We start from the raw sequence: 18,860 nt of genomic DNA on the forward strand, positions 1-18,860 counted from the left end.
CAGCTGGACCCGGTCCGACGAACGGGACGCCCGCCGCCGCGACCGCCAGGCGGACCGTGACGGCGACGCCGAGCTCGGCGAGTACAACGCCATGCTCGCCAAGATGGCGGCGAACGACCCCCCGCCCCCCCCCCCCCCCGCCCCCCCCCCCCCCCCCCCCCCCCCCCCCCCCCCCCCCCCCCCCCGCCCCCCCCCCCCCCCCCCCCCCCCCCCCCCCCCCGCCCCCCCCCCCCCCCCCCCCCAGTCCAGGCTAGGTGGGTTGTGACCAGAGCTGCGGCCAGGCCCGTGTAGGTGGCCGGGGTGAGGGCGGTGAGGCGGGCGGTGACGTCGTCGGGGAGGCCGAGGCTCTTGACGAACGAGCGCATCTCGTCGCCCGTCAGACGGTGCCCGCGCGTGAGCTCCTTGAGCCGCTCGTACGGGTTCTCCATGCCGGGCACGCCCGCGACGGACGCCGCGCGCATCGCCGACTGGATCGGCTCGCCGAGCACCTCCCAGTTGGCGTCGAGGTCCTCGGCCATGAGGTCGGCGTTCGCAGCCAGGGCCTTCAGGCCGCGGCGCACGTTGTCGATCGCGAGGAGCGAGTGGCCGAACGCGGGGCCGATGTTGCGCTGCGTCGTGGAGTCCGTGAGGTCGCGCTGCAGGCGGGACGTCACGAGCGTCGCACCGAGCGTGTCGAGCAGCGAGCACGAGATCTCGAGGTTCGCCTCGGCGTTCTCGAAGCGGATCGGGTTCACCTTGTGCGGCATGGTCGACGAGCCTGTCGCGCCCGGCACCGGGATCTGCGTGAAGAACCCGAGCGAGATGTACGTCCACACGTCGGTGCTGAGGTTGTGCAGGACGCGGTTGAAGCGCGCGACGTCGGCGTAGAGCTCGGCCTGCCAGTCGTGCGACTCGATCTGCGTGGTCAGCGGGTTCCAGGTCAGGCCCAAGCCCTCGACGAAGTGCCGCGAGACCGCCGGCCAGTCCACCCCGGGGACGGCGACGACGTGCGCCCCGTACGTGCCCGTCGCACCGTTGAGCTTGCCCAGGTACTCGGCACTGTCGATCCGGCGAAGCTGACGGCGCAGCCGGTGGGTGAGGACCGCGACCTCCTTGCCGAGTGTCGTCGGCGTCGCCGGCTGGCCGTGCGTGCGGCTCAGCAGCGGGACCTCGGCGAGCTCGCGCGCCATGTCCGCGAGCTGGTCGGCCAGCGCGGTCGCGGCGGGCAGCCAGACGTCGACGACGGCGCCGCGCACCATGAGCGCGTACGACAGGTTGTTGACGTCCTCGCTCGTGCACGCGAAGTGCACGAGCTCCCCGACGGACGGCAGCACCGTGTCCGGACCGAGCGCCTCGGGCGCCGCGACGAGGCGACGCTTGATGAAGTACTCGACGGCCTTGACGTCGTGCACCGTCTCGCGCTCGATCGCGCCGAGCTCGGCGACCGCGTCGGCGTCGAAGTCGGTGACGATCGCCCGCAGGTACGCCTGCTCGGCGTCCGAGAGCGCCGGCGCACCCGGCACGACCGGGCCGTCCGTGACCCCCGGGACACCGGTGCACAGCGTGATGAGCCACTCGACCTCGACGTGGAGGCGCTCGCGGTTGAGGGCGGCCTCGCTCAGGTGGTCGACGAGCGGTGCGACCGCGCCGCGGTAGCGGCCGTCGAGCGGGCCGAGCGCGATCGGCGGGGTCGCGTCGGCGAGCCGGGTGCGGGCAGGGGCGGGGGCGTCGTTCGTGGCGGACACGTGCGTCATTCTCCCACGCGCGTCCCGCCCGGGGCGGGACGTCTCGTCGTGCACAGCCCGGCGGCCACGACCCACGTCCACAGTCCACCCGTGTGCGGACGCAGCGGCGGTGCCCGGGTTCCTACGGTCGGCGCATGACGAGCACCACGACCCACCACGTGACGGGCCACCTGACCAGTGACGGGACCGGCCCAGGGCGGTGCACACCCGTCGGGTACGGAGCGAGCGAGGACCCCCGGCCCGACCTGCGCCACGCCGCCGCGCTCGTGGACGGCGCGTCCGCCCGGACCGCCGCTGCGGGCGACGTCGACTGGGCGGGGCAGGCCGCCGAGGGCTACCGCCGTGAGCTCGCCGAGATCGTGCGGCGCGCCCGCACGGCGGGGTACGCCGTCGAGGAGGCAGCCCTCGTGTCGGGCCGCTACCTCGAGGTGCTGGCCGCCGAGCGCCAGGCCGCGGTACTGGCCGGAGGGGCCGGTCGGTGACGCGCGCGGCGTGGGGTGGCGCCCCGGTGGACCCGACGGCGGTGATCACCATCAGCGGCGGGCGCACCTCGGTCGACACCGACCGGGTGCTGGCACAGGCCCGGGTGCTGCGGGACGCGGCCGGGCAGGTGGACGACGCCGTCGCCCGGGCGAACGCCGCCCTGCACCTGCTCGGGGGTGGGTTCGGCGGGAGCGCGCTCCGATCCTGGCCGGACAGCGGCTACCTCGGCCCGGAACCGTGGTCGCCCGCGCTCGCCGCCGCCCGCTCGGCCGCGCAGGACGCGGTGCGTACCGCCGTCGGGCACCTGCACGAGCTGTCCGCAGTGCTGGTCGACGTCGCGGACCGGATGCTCAAGGCCGTCGGGCTGTACGGGCTGAGCGAGACGGCGGCGGAGCACGCCGCGCGCACGAGCGGGATGGACGCGTTCTTCGCGACGGTCGCGTCGTGGCCGGGCATGGGGCTGCACGCGCTGTTCTGGAAGGGGAGCTGGGAGGTCGCCGGCGGCCTGCTGCGGGGGGAGGGCCTGCAGCCCGGGTTGTACGTGACGGCGACGGGCGACGTCCAGGAGGCGGCGATGCGCAGCACGAGCGCGGCTCTCGGGCTCGCCGACCCGGACCGGGACCTGCTCGCGGCCCCGGGCGTCGCGAACGGTGCCGCGGTCCTGCGCCTGCTCAGCCAGCCGCACCGGGGCCTCTACCGCGACGACGTCCTCGTGACCCCGCTGGTCGGCGAGCACCTGCCGGACGACGTCGACCTGCCCGCGCCGCGCACCGCCGAGGACCTGCTGCGCCGGATCGACACCGTGTACGGCAAGGACAACTCGTTGCCGCACTCGGTCGTCGCGGTCGAGGAGATCGCGCACGACGACGGCACCCGCGCCTGGGTGGTGACGATCCCCGGCACGCAGCTCGGCCGGACCGGGACCCCGTTCGGCATGACGTCCAACTACGACCTGGTGAGCGGTGAGCTGTCCGACAGCGCGCAGCTCGTGCTCGGGGCGATGGCGCACGCGGGGATCGACGAGGACGACGAGGTCGTGCTCGTGGGGCACAGCCAGGGCGGGATGGTCGCGGCGGCGGTGGCCGCCGCGGTGTCCGGCCCGGCGCGGGACCGGCCGCGGTACGCGGTGTCCCACGTCGTCACGGCCGGTGCGCCGATCGGGGGCGTGCGGCTGCCCGACGGCGTGCGCGGCACCCATGTGGAGAACCGGCAGGAGGGCGTGTCGAACCTCGACGGACGGCCCAACGTCGCCACACCCGACCAGGTGACCGTGCACGCGGACGCCACCCGGGCGCTCGCACGCGGCGAGGTCGTGCCACCGGCCGTGCCGCACGGCGTCCCGCACCACGTGCAGACCCTCACCGACGCCCGCGGGATCGGGCACGCCGGGCTCGCGGAGAACCTGGCGGCCGTGGAGCGCAGCGTCGCGGGGGAGCGGGTCGCGACCCGCTACTACCGCGGGACGCTCGTGCCCGACCCGACCGCCGCACTGAGCGACGCCGGCCGCCTCGTCACGCGCTCCACGCTCCCGACCACGCTGCTCACCGTTCCCCGATGAGCAGCGTGGCGCGACGGCGAGGTCAGTCCTTGCGGCCCGCCGGGACGACGGTCGTGACGAGGAAGTTGATCAGGGAGATGATCAGCGCGGCGAGCAGCGCCCACCAGAACCCGCCCTCGATGCGGATGCCCCAGTCGGTCTGCTCCGTGATCCAGGCGGTGAGCATGAGCATGAGGGCGTTGACCACGAGGGTGAACAGCCCCAGCGTGAGGATGTAGAGCGGCAGGGACAACAGCTGCACGATCGGCTTGACGATCGCGTTGACCAACGAGTAGATGAGGGCGACGGCGATCACCACGACGGCGGTACCGCCCGGGGTGTCGGAGCCGACGATCGAGAAGTGGTCGCTGATGAACAGGCTCGTGAGCCAGATCGCGAGCGCGGTGACAAGGACGCGGATGACGAAGCTCATGGCGGACATCCTGCCATCCGGGTGCACGGCTCGCGTCGCCGGGCGGACGGCAGCGGTGGCATGCTGTGGGCCGTGGCCCACGAACCCCGCGTCCCCCTCCGCCCCGTCGTCGCCGCGCTCCCGGCCTATGTGCCCGGCGCCCGTTCGCGGCCCGGCGCCGCCGCGTTCAAGCTGTCCTCGAACGAGAACCCGTACCCGCCGCTGCCGTCGGTGCTCGTGGCCATCACGGACGCGGCGGCCGACGTCAACCGTTACCCCGACATGTACGCCACCGAGCTGACCGAGTCGATCGCGACCTCGCTGAGCCGCGAGGGCATGAGCGTCGGTGCGGACCAGGTCGTGGTCGGCAACGGCTCCGTGGCGGCGCTCGCGCACGTCCTCGCCGCGGTGGTCGAGCCCGGCGACGAGGTCGTCTTTCCCTGGCGGTCGTTCGAGGCGTACCCGATCGCCGTCGCGGTCGCCGGCGGGACCGCGGTGCGGGTCCCGCTGCTCACCGGTGCGGACCACGGCCGCCTCGACCTCCCGGCGATGGCCGCCGCGATCACCGACCGCACGCGCGTCGTGCTCGTCTGCACGCCGAACAACCCGACGGGGGCGGTCGTGCACCGCGACGAGCTCGACGCGTTCCTCGCGCAGGTGCCCTCGGACGTGCTCGTCGTCCTCGACGAGGCGTACCTGGAGTTCGTCCGCGACCCGGACGTCCCGGACGGTCTCGACGTGCTCGCCGCGCACCCCAACGTCGTGCTGCTGCGTACGTTCTCCAAGGCGTTCGGCCTCGCGGGCCTGCGGGTCGGCTACGCGGTGGCGCGCCCTCGCCTGGCGGCCGGCATCCGGGCCGTGTCGACGCCGTTCGGTGTCTCGCACATCGCGCAGCGGGCCGCGATCGCGTCCCTCGGGGCGCACGAGGAGCTGGCCCAGCGGGTCGAGCACCTCGTCGCCGAGCGCACGCGTCTGGTGGACGGCCTCGCCCAGCAGGGCTGGGACCTGCCGCGGACGGAGGCGAACTTCGTGTGGTTCGACCTCGGGGAGCGGACGGCGGCACGTGCGGCCGAGGCGGCCGCCGCCGGTGTGCTCGTACGCCCGTTCGCCGGCGAAGGGCTGCGCGTCACCGTCGGCGAGCGGGAGGCGAACGACCTGTTCCTGCAGGTCGCGGCGACCTGGCGCTGATCGGCGGCTCGACCTGGTGTGGTCGACCAACGTGTAGATCGTGACGATCGTCCCCTCGGACCCCGGTCAGGAGACCGGTCCCTCAGGGGATCGACAGCGGCAACATCGCCTACGGGCCGCTGAACAACCCATCCCCGCTCACGCTCCAAAAACGTCCACCACGCTGAGCCGGGCAAGAGCACGAGATCGAACCGCTGTCGGTGCGTCGCGCCGGAACTACTGTGACCCCATGGGGGATCACCGGAGGACGCAATCGGACGTGGAGCTGCTCGAGGCGCAACTGCGGATCCTGCGCGCGATCGCTCTGGCACAGTCTCGATGGCGTGAGGTCGCCGCGGCGATCGCCGCGGGCGACCCGTTGCCGTTGGAAGGCGTGACGCCCGACGAGGAGACGGCGGTCCTCAACCTGCAGTTCAGACGCCTCGCGCCCCAAGAACGGGACGCACTTCGTGCCAGGATCGACGCCCTGGAAGCCGCGCTGGAACCACTGCGCGCCGGCGTGTCCGAGCGCGACTCCGGCGCCGACCAGTCGAGGCAAGAAGAGGCCCCGGGCGAGCTCTTGAGCACGGTGCCGCCTGACGCGCGCTGGTTCGCCGTGGCGCCGCGGTCGGGCACGGTCTTCACCCTGGGTACCGCGACGTCGCCGCGCGGCGAGTCGCACACCTACCCGTACGCAGTGCGGCTGATGAACGACTACACAGCGGACTGGCCACTGTGGCCGGCATCCTCCGAAGTGGCCGACGAGCTCAACGAGCTGCTCGACGACCACCTCGCGACACGACTTCGCCGGTGGGCACAGGTCTTCAACGCCCACTACGACCACAGCGACGGCTGGGACGACCACGATCTCGCCGCCGAGCACCGTGCCGAAGCAGACCGCTTGCTCGCCGACCTGCGGGCGGCGCTGCCGCTGCCATGGGTGGTCACGCTCGACTACTGGGAGACTAAACGCGCCGACCGGTGACAGTTCTCGTGGACGGTCTCTGACCATCGTCGCTCGACCACGGACTCGTCGGCATCGTCCTCCGTGCGAATCCGTGCGCGAAGCGTGTCGCGATCGCCAGTCGCGCGGGCCAGCGGGTCGGCTCGGATCGTGAGGCTACTGACGTCGCGGTCGTCGACCGCCGCAACCATGAGCGAGAGCGCGTCGTCAGTAGACGGCAGCATCGACGAGATCTTGGATCATCGCGACTCTGGTGTCCTTCGACACGCGTACAGCGAGGTGCGGTGCTGCCTCATTGCTCGTTGAGAAGGTCGCCGGGGCGCACTTCGGAACGCGTCCATGGCCACCAGGTGCATGTCGGCTGGGACGTGTGGCGGCGCCCGGTGCACCTGGACGAGATCGCTGCGCGCGTGTGTCGGGGTGTGGGGGCACAGTGGTGGGGTGAACCTTGAGCGTGTGCCGCGCGCCCCGGTGATGCGTGGTCGCGCGACCGTCGTGCACCTGGACGCTGACGCGTTCTTCGCGAGCGTCGAGCAGCACCAGCGTCCGTCCCTGCGGGGGCGTCCGGTGCTCGTCGGTGGGGTCGGGCCGCGCAGCGTCGTCGCGACCGCGTCATACGAGGCCCGGCAGTACGGCGCGCGGTCGGCGATGCCGATGGAGCAGGCCCGCCGGCTGTGTCCGCCGTCGACCGTGGTCGTCGTACCGCGCTTCGAGGCGTACGCCGCCTACTCCGCGCAGATCATGCGTGCGCTGCGCGAGGTCACCGACCTGGTCGAACCGGTCAGCATCGACGAGGCGTTCGCCGATCTCGACACCGCTGTCGCAGCGGGTGCCGACCTGACGGACGTCGCGCTGCGGATCCGGGAGCGGGCACGCGAACTGAGCGGCCTGTCGGTCTCGATCGGGCTGGGCCGGTCCAAGCTCGTCGCGAAGCTCGCCTCAGAGGCCGCCAAGCCTGCGGGGGTGCGGGTCGTGGATCCCGCCGATGAGGACGGGTTCCTGCTGGCGCTGCCGGTGCGTGCGCTGTGGGGCGTGGGCCCGGTGTCCGCCGCTCGTCTCGACGAGCTCGGGGTGCGGACCGTGGCCGACCTGCGCCGCCAGCCGCTCGACACGCTGCTCATGGTCGCTGGCGAGGCCGGCGGGACGAACCTCTACCGGATCGCGCGCGGCTGGGACGACCGCCCTGTGACGACGGTGAGCGAGCGCAAGTCCGCGGGCGCCGAGCACACGTTCGACACCGACCTGCACGGGCGCAGGGCCATCTCCGGGGCGCTCGACCGGGTCGTCGACTCCGCGCTCGCCCGCCTGGATCGGCATGCGGTCGCGGCGCGCACCGTGGTGGTCAAGGTCCGCACGGCTGCGTTCACGACGGTGACCAGGTCGGTGACCCTGCCGCGCCCGACGTCGGACGAGGGGGCGCTGCGGGCCGCCGCGCACCGAGCGCTCGGGCTCGCTGACGTCGCCGAGCCGGTGCGGCTGCTCGGGGTCTCGTTCCATGCCCTGTCCGAGCACGCGCAGATGATGCTCCAGCTCGACGAAGACGGCGACCCGGTGCCTGCGGAGCGGCCGGCCCGCGATGAGGAGGCGGCTGTGCCGACCGTACAGGGTCCCGTGCGGGCGACGGCGGCGAACGTGGCACCAGGGCTGGACGTGGAGACCGAGGCCGACGGGCGCGGATGGGTCGTGCGCGTGGGCCTCGACAGGCGCATCGCGACACGCTTCGAGACCGCACGGACCGGACCGGGCTACCAGCGCTGGGTCGACCCCGACGTCGAGAGCCTCACCCTGGTGGGCCCGCTCGGCCCCGACGGCGAGCCGGTACGGGACCTGGCCCCGAACGACGGCACGTAGCCTGCCGCCAGACAGATCGTCTCGCCCCGTCAGGCCTCGAGGATCGACGAGATCTCCTCTGAGAAGAAGTGCGCGGTGCGGTCTCCGCGCACGTACTGTCCTGGATCGCACTGGCAGCACGTTGGTCGTCATGATCGTTCTCCCGGTCCTGGCCCGTGCCAACCTCTCTGCGTCCCGATGGCGGACGAGGTGTCGTCGTGCGTCGCGGCGCCCGACCGAGGCGGCCGTCGCCACCTGTTGCCCTCGCCGCGGCTTCGGAGAAGACTCGCGCCCATGGACATTCCTCCGTACGACCAGCTCGTCGACGACTACGGGTGGCTCGTGGGGCCGGCGGCGATCGTCGTGTGGATCGTGGTCTGGCTCGTCGTCGTCATCGCGTACATCCGGATCATCCAGAAGGCCGGGTACTCGGGCTGGTGGATCCTCGTCGCGCTCGTGCCGATCCTCAACGTCGTGATGTTCCTGGTCTTCGCGTTCTCGAAGTGGCCGGTCGTGCGCGAGGTCGAGAACTTCCGCACCTGGGCGCACGCGCCACGTCCGGGGCAGCAGCCCCCGGCGGGGTGAGCCGCTTGGAGGATTCCTCCAACGACGTCGGGCAGACCTTGGGACGAGCCGTGACTCCCCAACCTACGGCCGCGTAGCCTACGCTTGCGTAGGCTACGGAGACGTAGGTTCGATCGACACGATCGTGGACTGCCCCCGAGCGGGCCGGGAGCGCATCCCCGGGTCGCAGCGAAGGAGATCGCGTGAACCAGCACCCCGACGAGGGCGCCCCGCTCGTCCAGCTCGTCACCCCCGAGGGGGTTCGGGTCACCACCGACGAGAACGCGGCGTACCGCGAGCGGGTCGCGCACCTCGACGCCGCCGCGCTGCGCGACCTCTACCGCGACATGGTGCTCGTGCGCCGCTTCGACACCGAGGCGACGTCCCTGCAGCGCCAGGGCGAGCTCGGGCTCTTCGCCCAGTCGCTCGGGCAGGAGGCCGCGCAGATCGGCTCCGGCCGAGCGATGGCCCCGCAGGACTACGCGTTCCCGTCCTACCGCGAGCACGGCGTCGCGCACACGCGCGGGGTCGACCTGGCGGACGTGCTGCGGCTCTTCCGGGGCGTCGACCACGGTGGCTGGGACCCGACCGCGCACAACTTCCACCTGTACACGCTCGTCATCGGCTCCCACACGCTGCACGCGACCGGCTACGCGATGGGCGTCCAGCGCGACGGACTCGTCGGCACCGGCGACCCCGAGCGGGACACCGCGGTGGTCACGTACTTCGGCGACGGCGCCACGTCCCAGGGCGACGTCAGCGAGGCCCTCGTCTTCGCGGCCGTGAACAACGCGCCCGTGGTGCTGTTCTGCCAGAACAACCAGTGGGCCATCTCCGAGCCGACCTCGAAGCAGACGCGGGTGCCGCTCGTGCGCCGCGGTGACGGGTTCGGCGTGCCGAGCGTGCGGGTCGACGGCAACGACGTCCTCGCCTGCTACGCCGTGACCGCCGAGGCGCTCGAGCGCGCCCGCTCGGGCGGCGGGCCGACCTTCGTCGAGGCCTACACCTACCGCATGGGTGCGCACACGACGTCGGACGACCCGTCGCGCTACCGCTCCGCCGCCCAGGAGGACTACTGGCGCCAGCGCGACCCGATCGACCGGCTCGCGGTGCTGCTGCGTTCCGAGGACGCGTGGGACGAGAGCTGGGCCGCGGACCTGCAGGCCGAGTCGGACGCGCTCGGCGAGCGCCTGCGCGAGACGGTGCGCGGGTTCACGGCGCCGCCGTCGTCGTCGATGTTCGACCACGTCTACGCCAGCGAGCACGCAACGGTCGCGGCGGAGCAGGCGTGGTTCGCGGAGTACGAGACGTCGTTCGCGGACGCGGGCGGCGCGGCACAGGGAGGCGCTCGGTGAGCGACACGACGTCCGGGGCTCCGGCGAGCTCGACGCTGACGATCGCCAAGGCGATCAACGAGGGCCTGCGCCGGTCCCTGGAGACCGACCCCAAGGTCCTGCTCATGGGGGAGGACATCGGCGCCCTCGGCGGGGTCTTCCGCGTGACCGACGGGCTGCAGAAGGACTTCGGCGAGGACCGGGTGGTCGACACCCCGCTCGCGGAGTCGGGCATCCTCGGCACCGCGATCGGCCTCGCGCTGCGCGGGTACCGGCCGGTGTGCGAGATCCAGTTCGACGGCTTCATCTTCCCGGCCTACGACCAGATCACGACGCAGCTCGCCAAGATGCACTACCGCTCGCGCGGCCGGCTCATGCTGCCCGTCGTCGTGCGTGTGCCCTACGGCGGCGGCATCGGCGCGGTCGAGCACCACAGCGAGAGCCCTGAGGCGCTGTTCGCGCACACGGCCGGCCTGCGGGTGGTGTCGCCGTCCACCCCGCAGGACGCGTTCACGATGATCCAGGAGGCCATCGCCTCGCCCGACCCGGTGCTGTTCTTCGAGCCGAAGGGCCGCTACTGGGACAAGGGCGAGGTCGACCTCACCCGCTCGTCGGGCGACGAGACCCTCGACCGGGCGCGCGTCGTGCGAGAGGGCACCGACCTCACGCTCGTCGCCTACGGACCGACGGTCTCGACCGCCCTGAAGGTCGCCGCCGCCGCGGCGACCGAAGGCCGCAGCATCGAGGTCGTCGACCTGCGGAGCATCTCCCCGCTCGACACCGAGACCGTGGTGCGCTCGGTGCGCCGGACCGGACGCTGCGTCGTCGTGCACGAGGCACCGACGTTCCTGGGCAGCGGGGCCGAGGTCGCCGCGCGCGTGACCGAGGAGTGCTTCTACTCGCTCGAGTCGCCCGTGCTGCGGGTCGGCGGCTTCCACACGCCCTACCCGGTCGCGAAGATCGAGCACGACTACCTGCCGAGCCTCGACCGTGTGCTCGACGCCGTGGACCGCGCGTTCGGCTTCTGACCCCGGCGCGCGGCGCCACCCGATCGTCCCCCACCCCGAGGAGCAGCAGTGCCCACCTTCGAGCAGTTCAAGCTCCCTGACGCCGGCGAAGGGCTCACCGAGGCCGAGATCGTGCACTGGCACGTCGCGGTCGGCGACGAGGTGACCGTCAACCAGACGATCGTCGAGATCGAGACGGCGAAGTCCCTCGTCGAGCTGCCCTCGCCGTTCACAGGCGTCGTCAGCGAGCTGCTCGTCGCTGAGGGCACGACCGTCGACGTCGGCGTCCCCATCATCGTCGTCGACACCGACCCCGGAGGTGCCGCGCCCGCGGCGCCGGTCGCGGCCCCCGCCGCGGAGCCTGCCGCGGTCCCCGCCGAGAAGCCGGCCGACGGGTCGGCCGCCGCGTCGAGCGGGTCCGTCCTCGTCGGGTACGGCACGGTCGAGCAGGGCACGGCCCGACGTCGGCGGCGCACCCCGGAGGCGCAGCCCGCCCCCGCCTCGGCACCCACGGAGCGGCCTGCCGCCGCGCCTGCTGCTCTGCCTGCCGCCGCGCCCACCGTCCTGCCCGACGCGCGGGCCGTCGTCGTGCTCGCCAAGCCTCCCGTGCGCAAGCTGGCCAAGGACCTCGGCGTCGACCTCGCGGGCGTCCACGCCACCGGGCCGGGCGGGATCGTGACCCGCGAGGACGTCGTGGCGCACCACGAGCTGGGCGAGGCGCGCTCGCTCGCGACGTACGAGGGCGACGAGCCGTGGCTGCAGTCCGGCGGCGTGACGCCCGACGGCCGCCAGACCCGCGTCCCGGTGAAGTCGGTGCGCAAGCGCACGGCCGAGGCGATGGTGGCGAGCGCGTTCACCGCCCCGCACGTCACGGTCTTCCAGACGGTCGACGTCACGCGCACCATGAAGCTCGTCGGGAAGCTGCGCGAGGACCGCGAGTTCGCCGACGTGCGTGTCACCCCCCTGCTCGTCACGGCGAAGGCCATGCTCCTCGCGGTGAACCGCCACCCGGAGATCAACGCGAGCTGGGACGACGAGGCGCGGGAGATCGTCTACAAGCACTACGTGAACCTCGGCATCGCCGCCGCGACACCGCGCGGTCTCGTCGTGCCGAACATCAAGGACGCCCACCGGCTCGACCTGCTCGGCCTGGCCCGCGGTATCGCCGACCTCACCGCGACCGCGCGGGCCGGCCGGACGTCGCCGCGGGACATGAGCGACGGCACGATCACCATCACGAACGTCGGTGTCTTCGGCATCGACACCGGCACGCCGATCCTCAACCCCGGAGAGGCCGCGATCCTGGCGTTCGGCGCGATCCGGCAGCAGCCGTGGGTGCACAAGGGCAAGATCCGCAAGCGCTGGGTCACGCAGCTCGCACTGAGCTTCGACCACCGGCTGGTGGACGGCGCCCTGGGGTCACGCTTCCTGGCCGACGTCGCGCGCGTGCTGGAGGATCCCGCACAGGGCCTGGTCTGGGGCTGACAACACCCGAGTCGGCGCATCGGGCCTGGAGCGAGCCGGGCTCTCCGACCTGGCAATCGTCGACATCGCCCGGCGAGCAGCCGCGCGGTGGCCCGATCCCAAACCGCAGATCGTGCCGGATCTAGGCCGCAGGTTGTACCGGTCGCAGCCCGCGGAACATGCGAGTCCGGTTGGAGGAGTGCCCTCGACGTCGGCGAACGAGTACGCCGCGGCGAGCACCTGGCTGCGCGCGTCCTAGGCGAGAAAGCCCGTGACCTGCTTGACCACGGCCCTGTACGCGCCGTCAACGTCCCGGAACTCGGGGCAGAAGGTGTAGACCTCGTCGTCGAGCAGGTAGTCGACATCGGCCCAGCCGCCCGTCCAGACCACCATCTCGAACTCGTCGTCGAGTGCGTGCTTGCGCAGCGTGAACCCCAACGACTCCGGAACCTGCACGCTCGAGCGGTCAGGTGTAATCGGGTGGGGCCACGCAGCCGCTTCGTCCCGCCAGGTCAGCGGTCCCACCGAGGCAACGTAGTTCCACTCCTCGATGCCCGATCGCATTCGATCCGCGAGGACATCCAGGTCAACGAGGTGCTCCACGGGCACATCCTGCCGCGTCAGGAACGTCGAGAGAAGCCTGTCGGATGACGGGCGTGTGGCGACGGTTCCTGCTCGAGTTCTCGCCTGCGTGGTCCCGTTCCTCTCACAGTCGCCCGGGGCGGGGTGTGCGAACTTCCTCACACGAGGTTTACGGCCCGCGTGCACCGGTGAAACACGCGCTTCCTAGCGTCTGGGGTACTGAACGGGACCCCGTCCGGACCTCGCCGTCCGGACCCACCGAGGAGCCGCCATGCCTGTGACGCCCACGACGACCGACGACGGTACGCAGCCTCCGACGACGACCACCGCGAGCCCGGACACCGGGCAGACGGCCGCCGTCGCCCGCCCGGTGCACCGCAGCGGCCGGTGGATCGACCACTGGGACCCCGAGGACCCGACGTTCTGGCGTGACGGTGGCCGCAAGGTCGCGAACCGGAACCTGTGGATCTCGATCTTCGCCGAGTTCCTCGGCTTCGCGGTCTGGGCGCTGTGGTCGATCGTCGTCCCGCAGCTCGGCGCGGCCGGGTTCGTGCTGACGGTGGACCAGCAGTTCTGGCTCATCGCCGTCCCGAGCCTCGTGGGTGCGACGCTGCGCATCCCCTACACCCTGGCGGTGCCGCTGTTCGGCGGGCGCAACTGGACGATCGTGTCCGCGCTGCTCCTGCTGCTGCCGACGGTCACGCTCGCGATCGTCGTGCAGAACCCCGACACGTCGTTCGGCGTGCTGCTGCTCGTGGCGGCCCTCGCGGGTGTCGGCGGCGGCAACTTCGCCTCCTCGATGGCGAACATCTCCTTCTTCTACCCGGAGAAGGAGAAGGGCAAGGCGCTCGGCCTCAACGCCGCGGGCGGGAACCTCGGGACCGCGGCGGTCCAGCTCGCGGTGCCGCTGGTGATCGTCGTCGGTGCCGGGATCGCCCTCGAGCGGGCCGGCCTCATGATGATCCCCTTCATCATCCTCGCCGCGTTCCTCGCCTGGCGGTACATGGACAACCTCACGTCGGCCAAGGCGGACCTGCGCTCCTTCGCCGCTGCGACCCGCAACAAGCACACCTGGATCATCTCGTTCCTGTACATCGGGACGTTCGGGTCGTTCATCGGCTACTCGGGCGCGTTCCCGACGCTGCTGAAGAACCAGTTCCCGGAGATGACGCTGTCCATCGCGTTCCTCGGTGCGCTGGTCGGCTCGGTCTCCCGCCCGCTCGGCGGGATCGTCGCGGACAAGGTGGGCGGGGCGCGGGTGACGATCGCCTCCTTCGCGGTGATGGCCGTCGGTGCCTTCGGCGCGATCCAGGCCCTCGGCACCGGGAGCTTCGGCCTCTTCTTCGCCTCCTTCCTGCTGCTGTTCGTCGCGACCGGCGTCGGCAACGGCGCCACCTACCGGATGATCCCCGCGGTGTTCGTGCACAGCGCGGCGGCCTCCGCCCTCGACGGGGACCTCGCGTCCGACCCCGCCGCGGTGGACCAGGCCCGGGCCCGCGCCCGCAAGGCGGCCGCCGGCTGCATCGGCATCGCGGGAGCGGTCGGGGCGTTCGGCGGGTTCCTCATCCCCCGCGGGTTCGCGGTCTCGAACGACCTCGCCGGGTCGCTCGTCCCCGCCCTGTGGGTCTTCATCGGGGTCTACGCCGTCATGGCCCTCGTCACCTGGGCCGTCTACCAGCGCCGCGGTTCCGCGATGGCCGCGGCGACGATCTAGGCCGGTGCCATGACCCCCGCCGCTCCCGTCGCGCCCGACGTCCCGCCGTCATCGACCGCGCAGACCCACTGCCCGTACTGCGCCCTGCAGTGCGCGATGGACCTCGCCGTCACCCCGTCGTGCGCGGGGGAGGGCACGACGGCGGAGCCCGGCTCCGTCGTCGTGTCCCCCCGACAGTTCCCGACCAACAAGGGCGGGCTGTGCCAGAAGGGCTGGACGAGCGCGAGCGTGCTGCGCGCCGGTGACCGGATCACGACCCCGCTGCTGCGGGGAGAGGACGGCGAGCTCCACCCGGCGTCGTGGGACGAGGCGCTCGGCCTCGTGGCGACGCGGCTGGCGGCGATCCAGGCGGAGCACGGGCGCGACGCGGTCGCGATCTTCGGCGGCGGGGGTCTGACGAACGAGAAGGCGTACACGCTCGGGAAGTTCGCCCGGACCGCGCTGCGGACGGCGAACATCGACTACAACGGGCGCTTCTGCATGGCGAGCGCCGCGGCCGGCGCGAACCGGGCGCTCGGGGTCGACCGCGGGCTGCCGTTCCCGCTGGCGGACCTGGGCGGTGCGGACGCCGTCGTGCTCCTCGGGTCGAACCTCGCGGAGACGATGCCGCCGTCGGTGCAGCACCTCGCGGGGGTGCGGGACCGGGGCGGGCTCGTCGTGGTCGATCCGCGCCGCAGCGCCACGGCCGCGCTCACGGGCGACGTCACGGGGCCAGGAGCCAGGGGCGTGCAGGGGGTGCACCTGGCTCCCGTCCCCGGGACGGACCTCGTGGTCCTGCTCGCCCTGCTGCACGTCGTCCTCACCGAGGGCCTCGCCGACGACGAGTACCTCGCGGCCCGTACGACCGGGTTCGAGGACGTGCGCCGGTCGGTCGCGGCCTGGTGGCCCGAGCGGGCCGAGGGTGTGTGCGGGGTCCCCGCCGAGGACCTGCGCCGGGTGGCGCGGCTGCTCGCGGCGGCGTCGCCGGCGGGCGGGGGAGCGGGCGCGTACCTGCTCACGGGACGCGGCGTCGAGCAGTCCACCCAGGGCACCGCGACCGTCACCGCCACGATCAACCTCGCGCTCGCCCTGGGTCTGCCCGGGCGCGTCGGGAGCGGGTACGGCGCGATCACCGGGCAGGGCAACGGGCAGGGCGGGCGCGAGCACGGCCAGAAGTCCGACCAGCTCCCGGGCTACCGCAAGATCGACGACCCGGCGGCCCGGGCGCACGTCGCGGCCGTGTGGGGTGTCGACCCGGCGTCGCTCCCCGGCCCGGGCAAGCCCGCCGTCCAGCTCCTGCAGTCGCTGGCCCGGCCCGCGACCGCGACGACGCCCGGCGGCCCGCGCGCGCTTCTCGTGCACGGTTCGAACGTGCTCGTCAGCGCACCGAACGCGGACCGGGTCGCGGACCGGCTGAAGTCCCTCGACCTGCTCGTGGTGTGCGACTTCGTCCCGTCGGAGACGGCGCTGCTCGCCGACGTCGTGCTGCCGGTGACGCAGTGGGCGGAGGAGGAGGGCACCATGACGTCGCTCGAGGGGCGGGTGATCCGCCGTCGGCAGGCCGTGCCGGCGCCCGGCGAGGCGCGCTCGGAGCTGTGGATCCTCGCCGAGCTCGCCCGCCGGCTCGGGTCGGCCGTCGACTTCCCGACCGACCCGGCGGTGGTCTTCGACGAGATGGCGCGCGCGTCGGCGGGCGGGGTCGCGGACTACTCGGGCCTGAGCCACGCGCGGCTCGACGCCGACGAGGCCGCGGGCGGACCGGGCCTCTTCTGGCCTGTCCCCGCGGCCGGGACGGCCGAGGCCGAGCCGTCCGCAACCGGTGCGCCCGCGGAGCACCCCGGGACCCCGCGGCTCTTCCTCGACGGCTTCCCGACGCCGGACGGCCGGGCCCGCATGATCCCCGTCGACCACGTGGGCCCGAGCGACGACGTGCGCCCGGACGCCCCCGTCTACCTCGTCACGGGCCGGGTGCTCCAGCACTACCAGTCCGGCGCGCAGACCCGCCGCGTCACGGAGCTCGACACGGCGGTCCCCGAGGCGTTCGTCGAGATGCACCCCATCCTCGGGTTCCGGCTCGGGCTGCAGGACGGTGACGTCGTGCGCCTCACGTCCGCCCGCGGCGCCGTCGAGGCGCCCGCGCGCTGGACCGACAAGATCCGCCCGGACACCGTCTTCATGGCCTTCCACTGGAGCGGGGTGGGCAGCGTCAACCGCCTCACCACCGACGCGACCGACCCGATCTCGGGGATGCCCGAGTTCAAGGTGTGCGCGGTCGACGTGCGCGCGGTCGGGGACCGCGCGCTGGACGTGAGCACCGTGAGCAGGGTGGGCGCCGTGCCCGCCGCGGCCGGAGCAGGAAGGAACCGCTGATGACACCCCCACAGCACCGGGTCGTCGTGGTCGGCAACGGCATGGTCGGCTCCCGCGTCGTCGACGACCTGCTCGCGCGCGACCGCGACGGAGCCCTGGCGATCACCGTCCTCGGGGCCGAGGAGTACGAGCCCTACAACCGCGTCCTGCTCAGCGAGGTCGTCGCGGGCAAGGCCGAGCTCGCGGCCCTCACGCTCCCCGGAGCGGGCAGCGGCGCCGACCGGGTCGCGGTGCACCGCGGCGCCCCGGCGATCGGTCTCGACCGGGACCGTCGCACGGTCCTCACGGCCCACGGCGTGCACCCCTACGACACGCTCGTGCTCGCGACCGGCTCGACGGCGCGCGTCCCGGAGCTCGACGGACTGACCGGCGAGCACCTGCCCGCCGGCGCCCACGCCCTGCGCACCCTCGACGACGCCCGCGAGATCGTCGCCGCCTGCGCCAACGCGCGCCGGGCGGTCGTCATCGGTGCCGGCGTCCTCGGGCTCGAGGTGGCCTGCGGGCTGGCGCGGCGAGGCATCGCGGTCGACGTCGTGCACGGTGGCGCGAGCCTCATGGACCGCCAGCTCGACGTCGCGGCCGGGCGTGTGGTCGAGGGCACCCTCGCCGACCTCGGTGTCCGGTCGTGGACGCAGGCACGCACCCGCCGCGTCGTGGTCGACGACGGCCGGGTCACGGGCGTCGAGCTCGACTCCGGGACGACGCTCGCGGCCGACCTGCTCGTGCTCGCCTGCGGCACCGACCCCGAGGTGGGGCTCGCCCGGGCCGCCGGCCTGACGGTCGAGCGCGGCGTCGTCGTCGGGCACGACCTGACGAGCCCCGACGACCCGCGCGTCGTCGCGATCGGCGACTGCGCGCAGCCGCCCGAGGGCGGCACCGGGCTCATCGCCCAGGGCTGGGACCAGTCGCGCCGGCTCGCCGACCGGCTGACGGCGCCCGCCCCGACCGCGACGGGCGTCCCGGCGCGGAGCGCGCGCCGCGGGTCCGTGCCGCACGTCCGGCTCGGTGACCCCGACCGCCCGAGCATGGCGCTGCGGCTGGGGATCCGGGTCGTGACCCGGCCCGCCGCCGGCCCGCACCCCGCGCCCTCGGCGCCCCTGGCGGACGTCCCGCCGGCTCGGCCCGCCCCACCGGCGCCCGCTCCCGGGACGGACGTCGTGCGCCTCAAGGCGGTGGGCCTCGAGGTCGTGACGATGGGCGTGTGCGGCGCGCGGCGGGACCACGACCCGGCGCACCGGACCCTCGCGCTGAACGACCCGGCGTCGGGCCGGTACGTCGAGGTCGTGGTCGCTGGCGGCTACCTCGTCGGCGCGACGTGCGTGGGCGCGCCGGACGTCGGCGCGGACCTCACGGCGACGTACTCGCGCCGGACGCCCGTCCCCGCGGACCCGGCGCACCTGCTGCTGCGGCCGGTGGCCCAGGCGCCCGCGCCGGCGGCGACGCCGACGCACATGCCGGACCGCACGACCGTGTGCACGTGCAACGGCGTGACGAAGGGCGACATCGTCGGGAGCTGGCGCGAGGGCGCCCGCACGGTCGCCGACGTCGCGTCCGCGACCCGGGCGACCACGGGGTGCGGCGGTTGCAAGGACGTCGTGTGCGGCCTGGTCGACTGGCTCGCCTCGGCCGACCCGGACCAGTCCTCTCAGCCGGGCGGCGGGGCGCGTGAGAACAACGTTACGACCGGGCAACCGGAGAGGCACCGGGCGGAAATCGCGCCTCACTAGCG

14 protein-coding genes and 1 pseudogene are annotated in these 18,860 nt (G+C 73.3%); 12 read left to right on the top strand and 3 right to left on the bottom strand.

What is annotated here, in order from left to right; translation table 11 throughout:
* Positions 1 to 251 precede the first annotated feature (251 nt).
* A pseudogene (gene purB / locus OHL10_RS00005) lies at positions 252 to 1,733 on the bottom strand (adenylosuccinate lyase); the annotation flags it as partial.
* A gap of 125 nt (positions 1,734 to 1,858) precedes the next feature.
* On the opposite strand from purB, the gene OHL10_RS00010 reads away from it, so the two are divergent.
* Positions 1,859 to 2,206 (top strand): hypothetical protein, encoded by a 348-nt coding sequence (locus OHL10_RS00010; RefSeq protein ID WP_265520101.1) that lies wholly within the window; start codon positions 1,859 to 1,861, stop codon positions 2,204 to 2,206.
* The gene (locus OHL10_RS00015) at positions 2,203 to 3,765 is read left to right on the top strand and encodes a hypothetical protein (protein ID WP_265520102.1); all 1,563 of its coding nucleotides are present in this window, start codon (positions 2,203 to 2,205) and stop codon (positions 3,763 to 3,765) included. Before OHL10_RS00010 ends, OHL10_RS00015 begins: the two co-directional genes overlap by 4 nt.
* A 22-nt stretch (positions 3,766 to 3,787) precedes the next feature.
* Here the strand turns inward: OHL10_RS00015 and OHL10_RS00020 are convergent, their stop codons facing one another.
* Positions 3,788 to 4,177, bottom strand: a complete 390-nt coding sequence (locus OHL10_RS00020) for a phage holin family protein (RefSeq protein ID WP_265520103.1) — start codon at positions 4,175 to 4,177, stop codon at positions 3,788 to 3,790.
* Between the two features lie 72 nt (positions 4,178 to 4,249).
* Here OHL10_RS00020 and hisC point away from each other — a divergent pair, with 72 nt between their 5' ends.
* The 7 genes from hisC (at position 4,250) to OHL10_RS00055 (ending at position 12,507) form a co-directional block, all read left to right on the top strand.
* The gene (gene hisC / locus OHL10_RS00025) at positions 4,250 to 5,344 is read left to right on the top strand and encodes a histidinol-phosphate transaminase (RefSeq protein ID WP_425498897.1); all 1,095 of its coding nucleotides are present in this window, start codon (positions 4,250 to 4,252) and stop codon (positions 5,342 to 5,344) included.
* A 259-nt stretch (positions 5,345 to 5,603) separates the two neighbouring features.
* Positions 5,604 to 6,308, top strand: coding sequence for a hypothetical protein (locus OHL10_RS00030; protein WP_265520105.1), 705 nt, complete (start codon positions 5,604 to 5,606; stop codon positions 6,306 to 6,308).
* Between the two features lie 420 nt (positions 6,309 to 6,728).
* Positions 6,729 to 8,138, top strand: a complete 1,410-nt coding sequence (locus tag OHL10_RS00035) for a DNA polymerase IV (RefSeq protein WP_265520106.1) — start codon at positions 6,729 to 6,731, stop codon at positions 8,136 to 8,138.
* A 273-nt stretch (positions 8,139 to 8,411) separates the two neighbouring features.
* Positions 8,412 to 8,702 (top strand): DUF805 domain-containing protein, encoded by a 291-nt coding sequence (locus OHL10_RS00040; protein WP_265520107.1) that lies wholly within the window; start codon positions 8,412 to 8,414, stop codon positions 8,700 to 8,702.
* Positions 8,703 to 8,884: 182 nt separating this feature from the next.
* Positions 8,885 to 10,036 (top strand): pyruvate dehydrogenase (acetyl-transferring) E1 component subunit alpha, encoded by a 1,152-nt coding sequence (gene pdhA, locus OHL10_RS00045; protein WP_265520108.1) that lies wholly within the window; start codon positions 8,885 to 8,887, stop codon positions 10,034 to 10,036.
* Positions 10,033 to 11,043: an alpha-ketoacid dehydrogenase subunit beta gene (locus OHL10_RS00050; RefSeq protein WP_265520109.1), complete on the top strand. Its 1,011-nt coding sequence runs from the start codon at positions 10,033 to 10,035 to the stop codon at positions 11,041 to 11,043. Before pdhA ends, OHL10_RS00050 begins: the two co-directional genes overlap by 4 nt.
* 48 nt (positions 11,044 to 11,091) lie before the next feature.
* Positions 11,092 to 12,507 carry a dihydrolipoamide acetyltransferase family protein gene (locus OHL10_RS00055; RefSeq protein WP_265520110.1) on the top strand — a complete coding sequence of 472 codons (1,416 nt, stop codon included), beginning with the start codon at positions 11,092 to 11,094 and terminating at the stop codon, positions 12,505 to 12,507.
* Positions 12,508 to 12,741: 234 nt separating this feature from the next.
* On the opposite strand, the gene OHL10_RS00060 is transcribed toward OHL10_RS00055, so the two are convergent.
* Positions 12,742 to 13,089: a hypothetical protein gene (locus tag OHL10_RS00060; RefSeq protein ID WP_265520111.1), complete on the bottom strand. Its 348-nt coding sequence runs from the start codon at positions 13,087 to 13,089 to the stop codon at positions 12,742 to 12,744.
* A 250-nt stretch (positions 13,090 to 13,339) separates the two neighbouring features.
* Between OHL10_RS00060 and OHL10_RS00065 the strand changes: the two genes are divergently transcribed.
* Genes OHL10_RS00065 through OHL10_RS00075 form a run of 3 tightly spaced genes read left to right on the top strand, consistent with a single transcriptional unit; the run spans position 13,340 to position 18,858 of the window.
* Positions 13,340 to 14,782, top strand: a complete 1,443-nt coding sequence (locus OHL10_RS00065; RefSeq protein ID WP_265520112.1) for an MFS transporter — start codon at positions 13,340 to 13,342, stop codon at positions 14,780 to 14,782.
* A 9-nt stretch (positions 14,783 to 14,791) separates the two neighbouring features.
* On the top strand, positions 14,792 to 17,131 hold the full coding sequence (locus OHL10_RS00070) for a molybdopterin oxidoreductase family protein (RefSeq protein WP_265520113.1): 2,340 nt from the start codon (positions 14,792 to 14,794) through the stop codon (positions 17,129 to 17,131).
* Positions 17,131 to 18,858 (top strand): FAD-dependent oxidoreductase, encoded by a 1,728-nt coding sequence (locus tag OHL10_RS00075; RefSeq protein ID WP_265520114.1) that lies wholly within the window; start codon positions 17,131 to 17,133, stop codon positions 18,856 to 18,858. The genes OHL10_RS00070 and OHL10_RS00075 overlap by 1 nt, the downstream gene beginning before the upstream one ends.
* The last annotated feature ends 2 nt before the right edge of the window (positions 18,859 to 18,860 follow it).

Origin of the sequence: Oerskovia flava, assembly GCF_026163685.1 — a bacterium.
GTDB classification, from domain to species: Bacteria; Actinomycetota; Actinomycetes; order Actinomycetales; family Cellulomonadaceae; genus Oerskovia_A; species Oerskovia_A flava.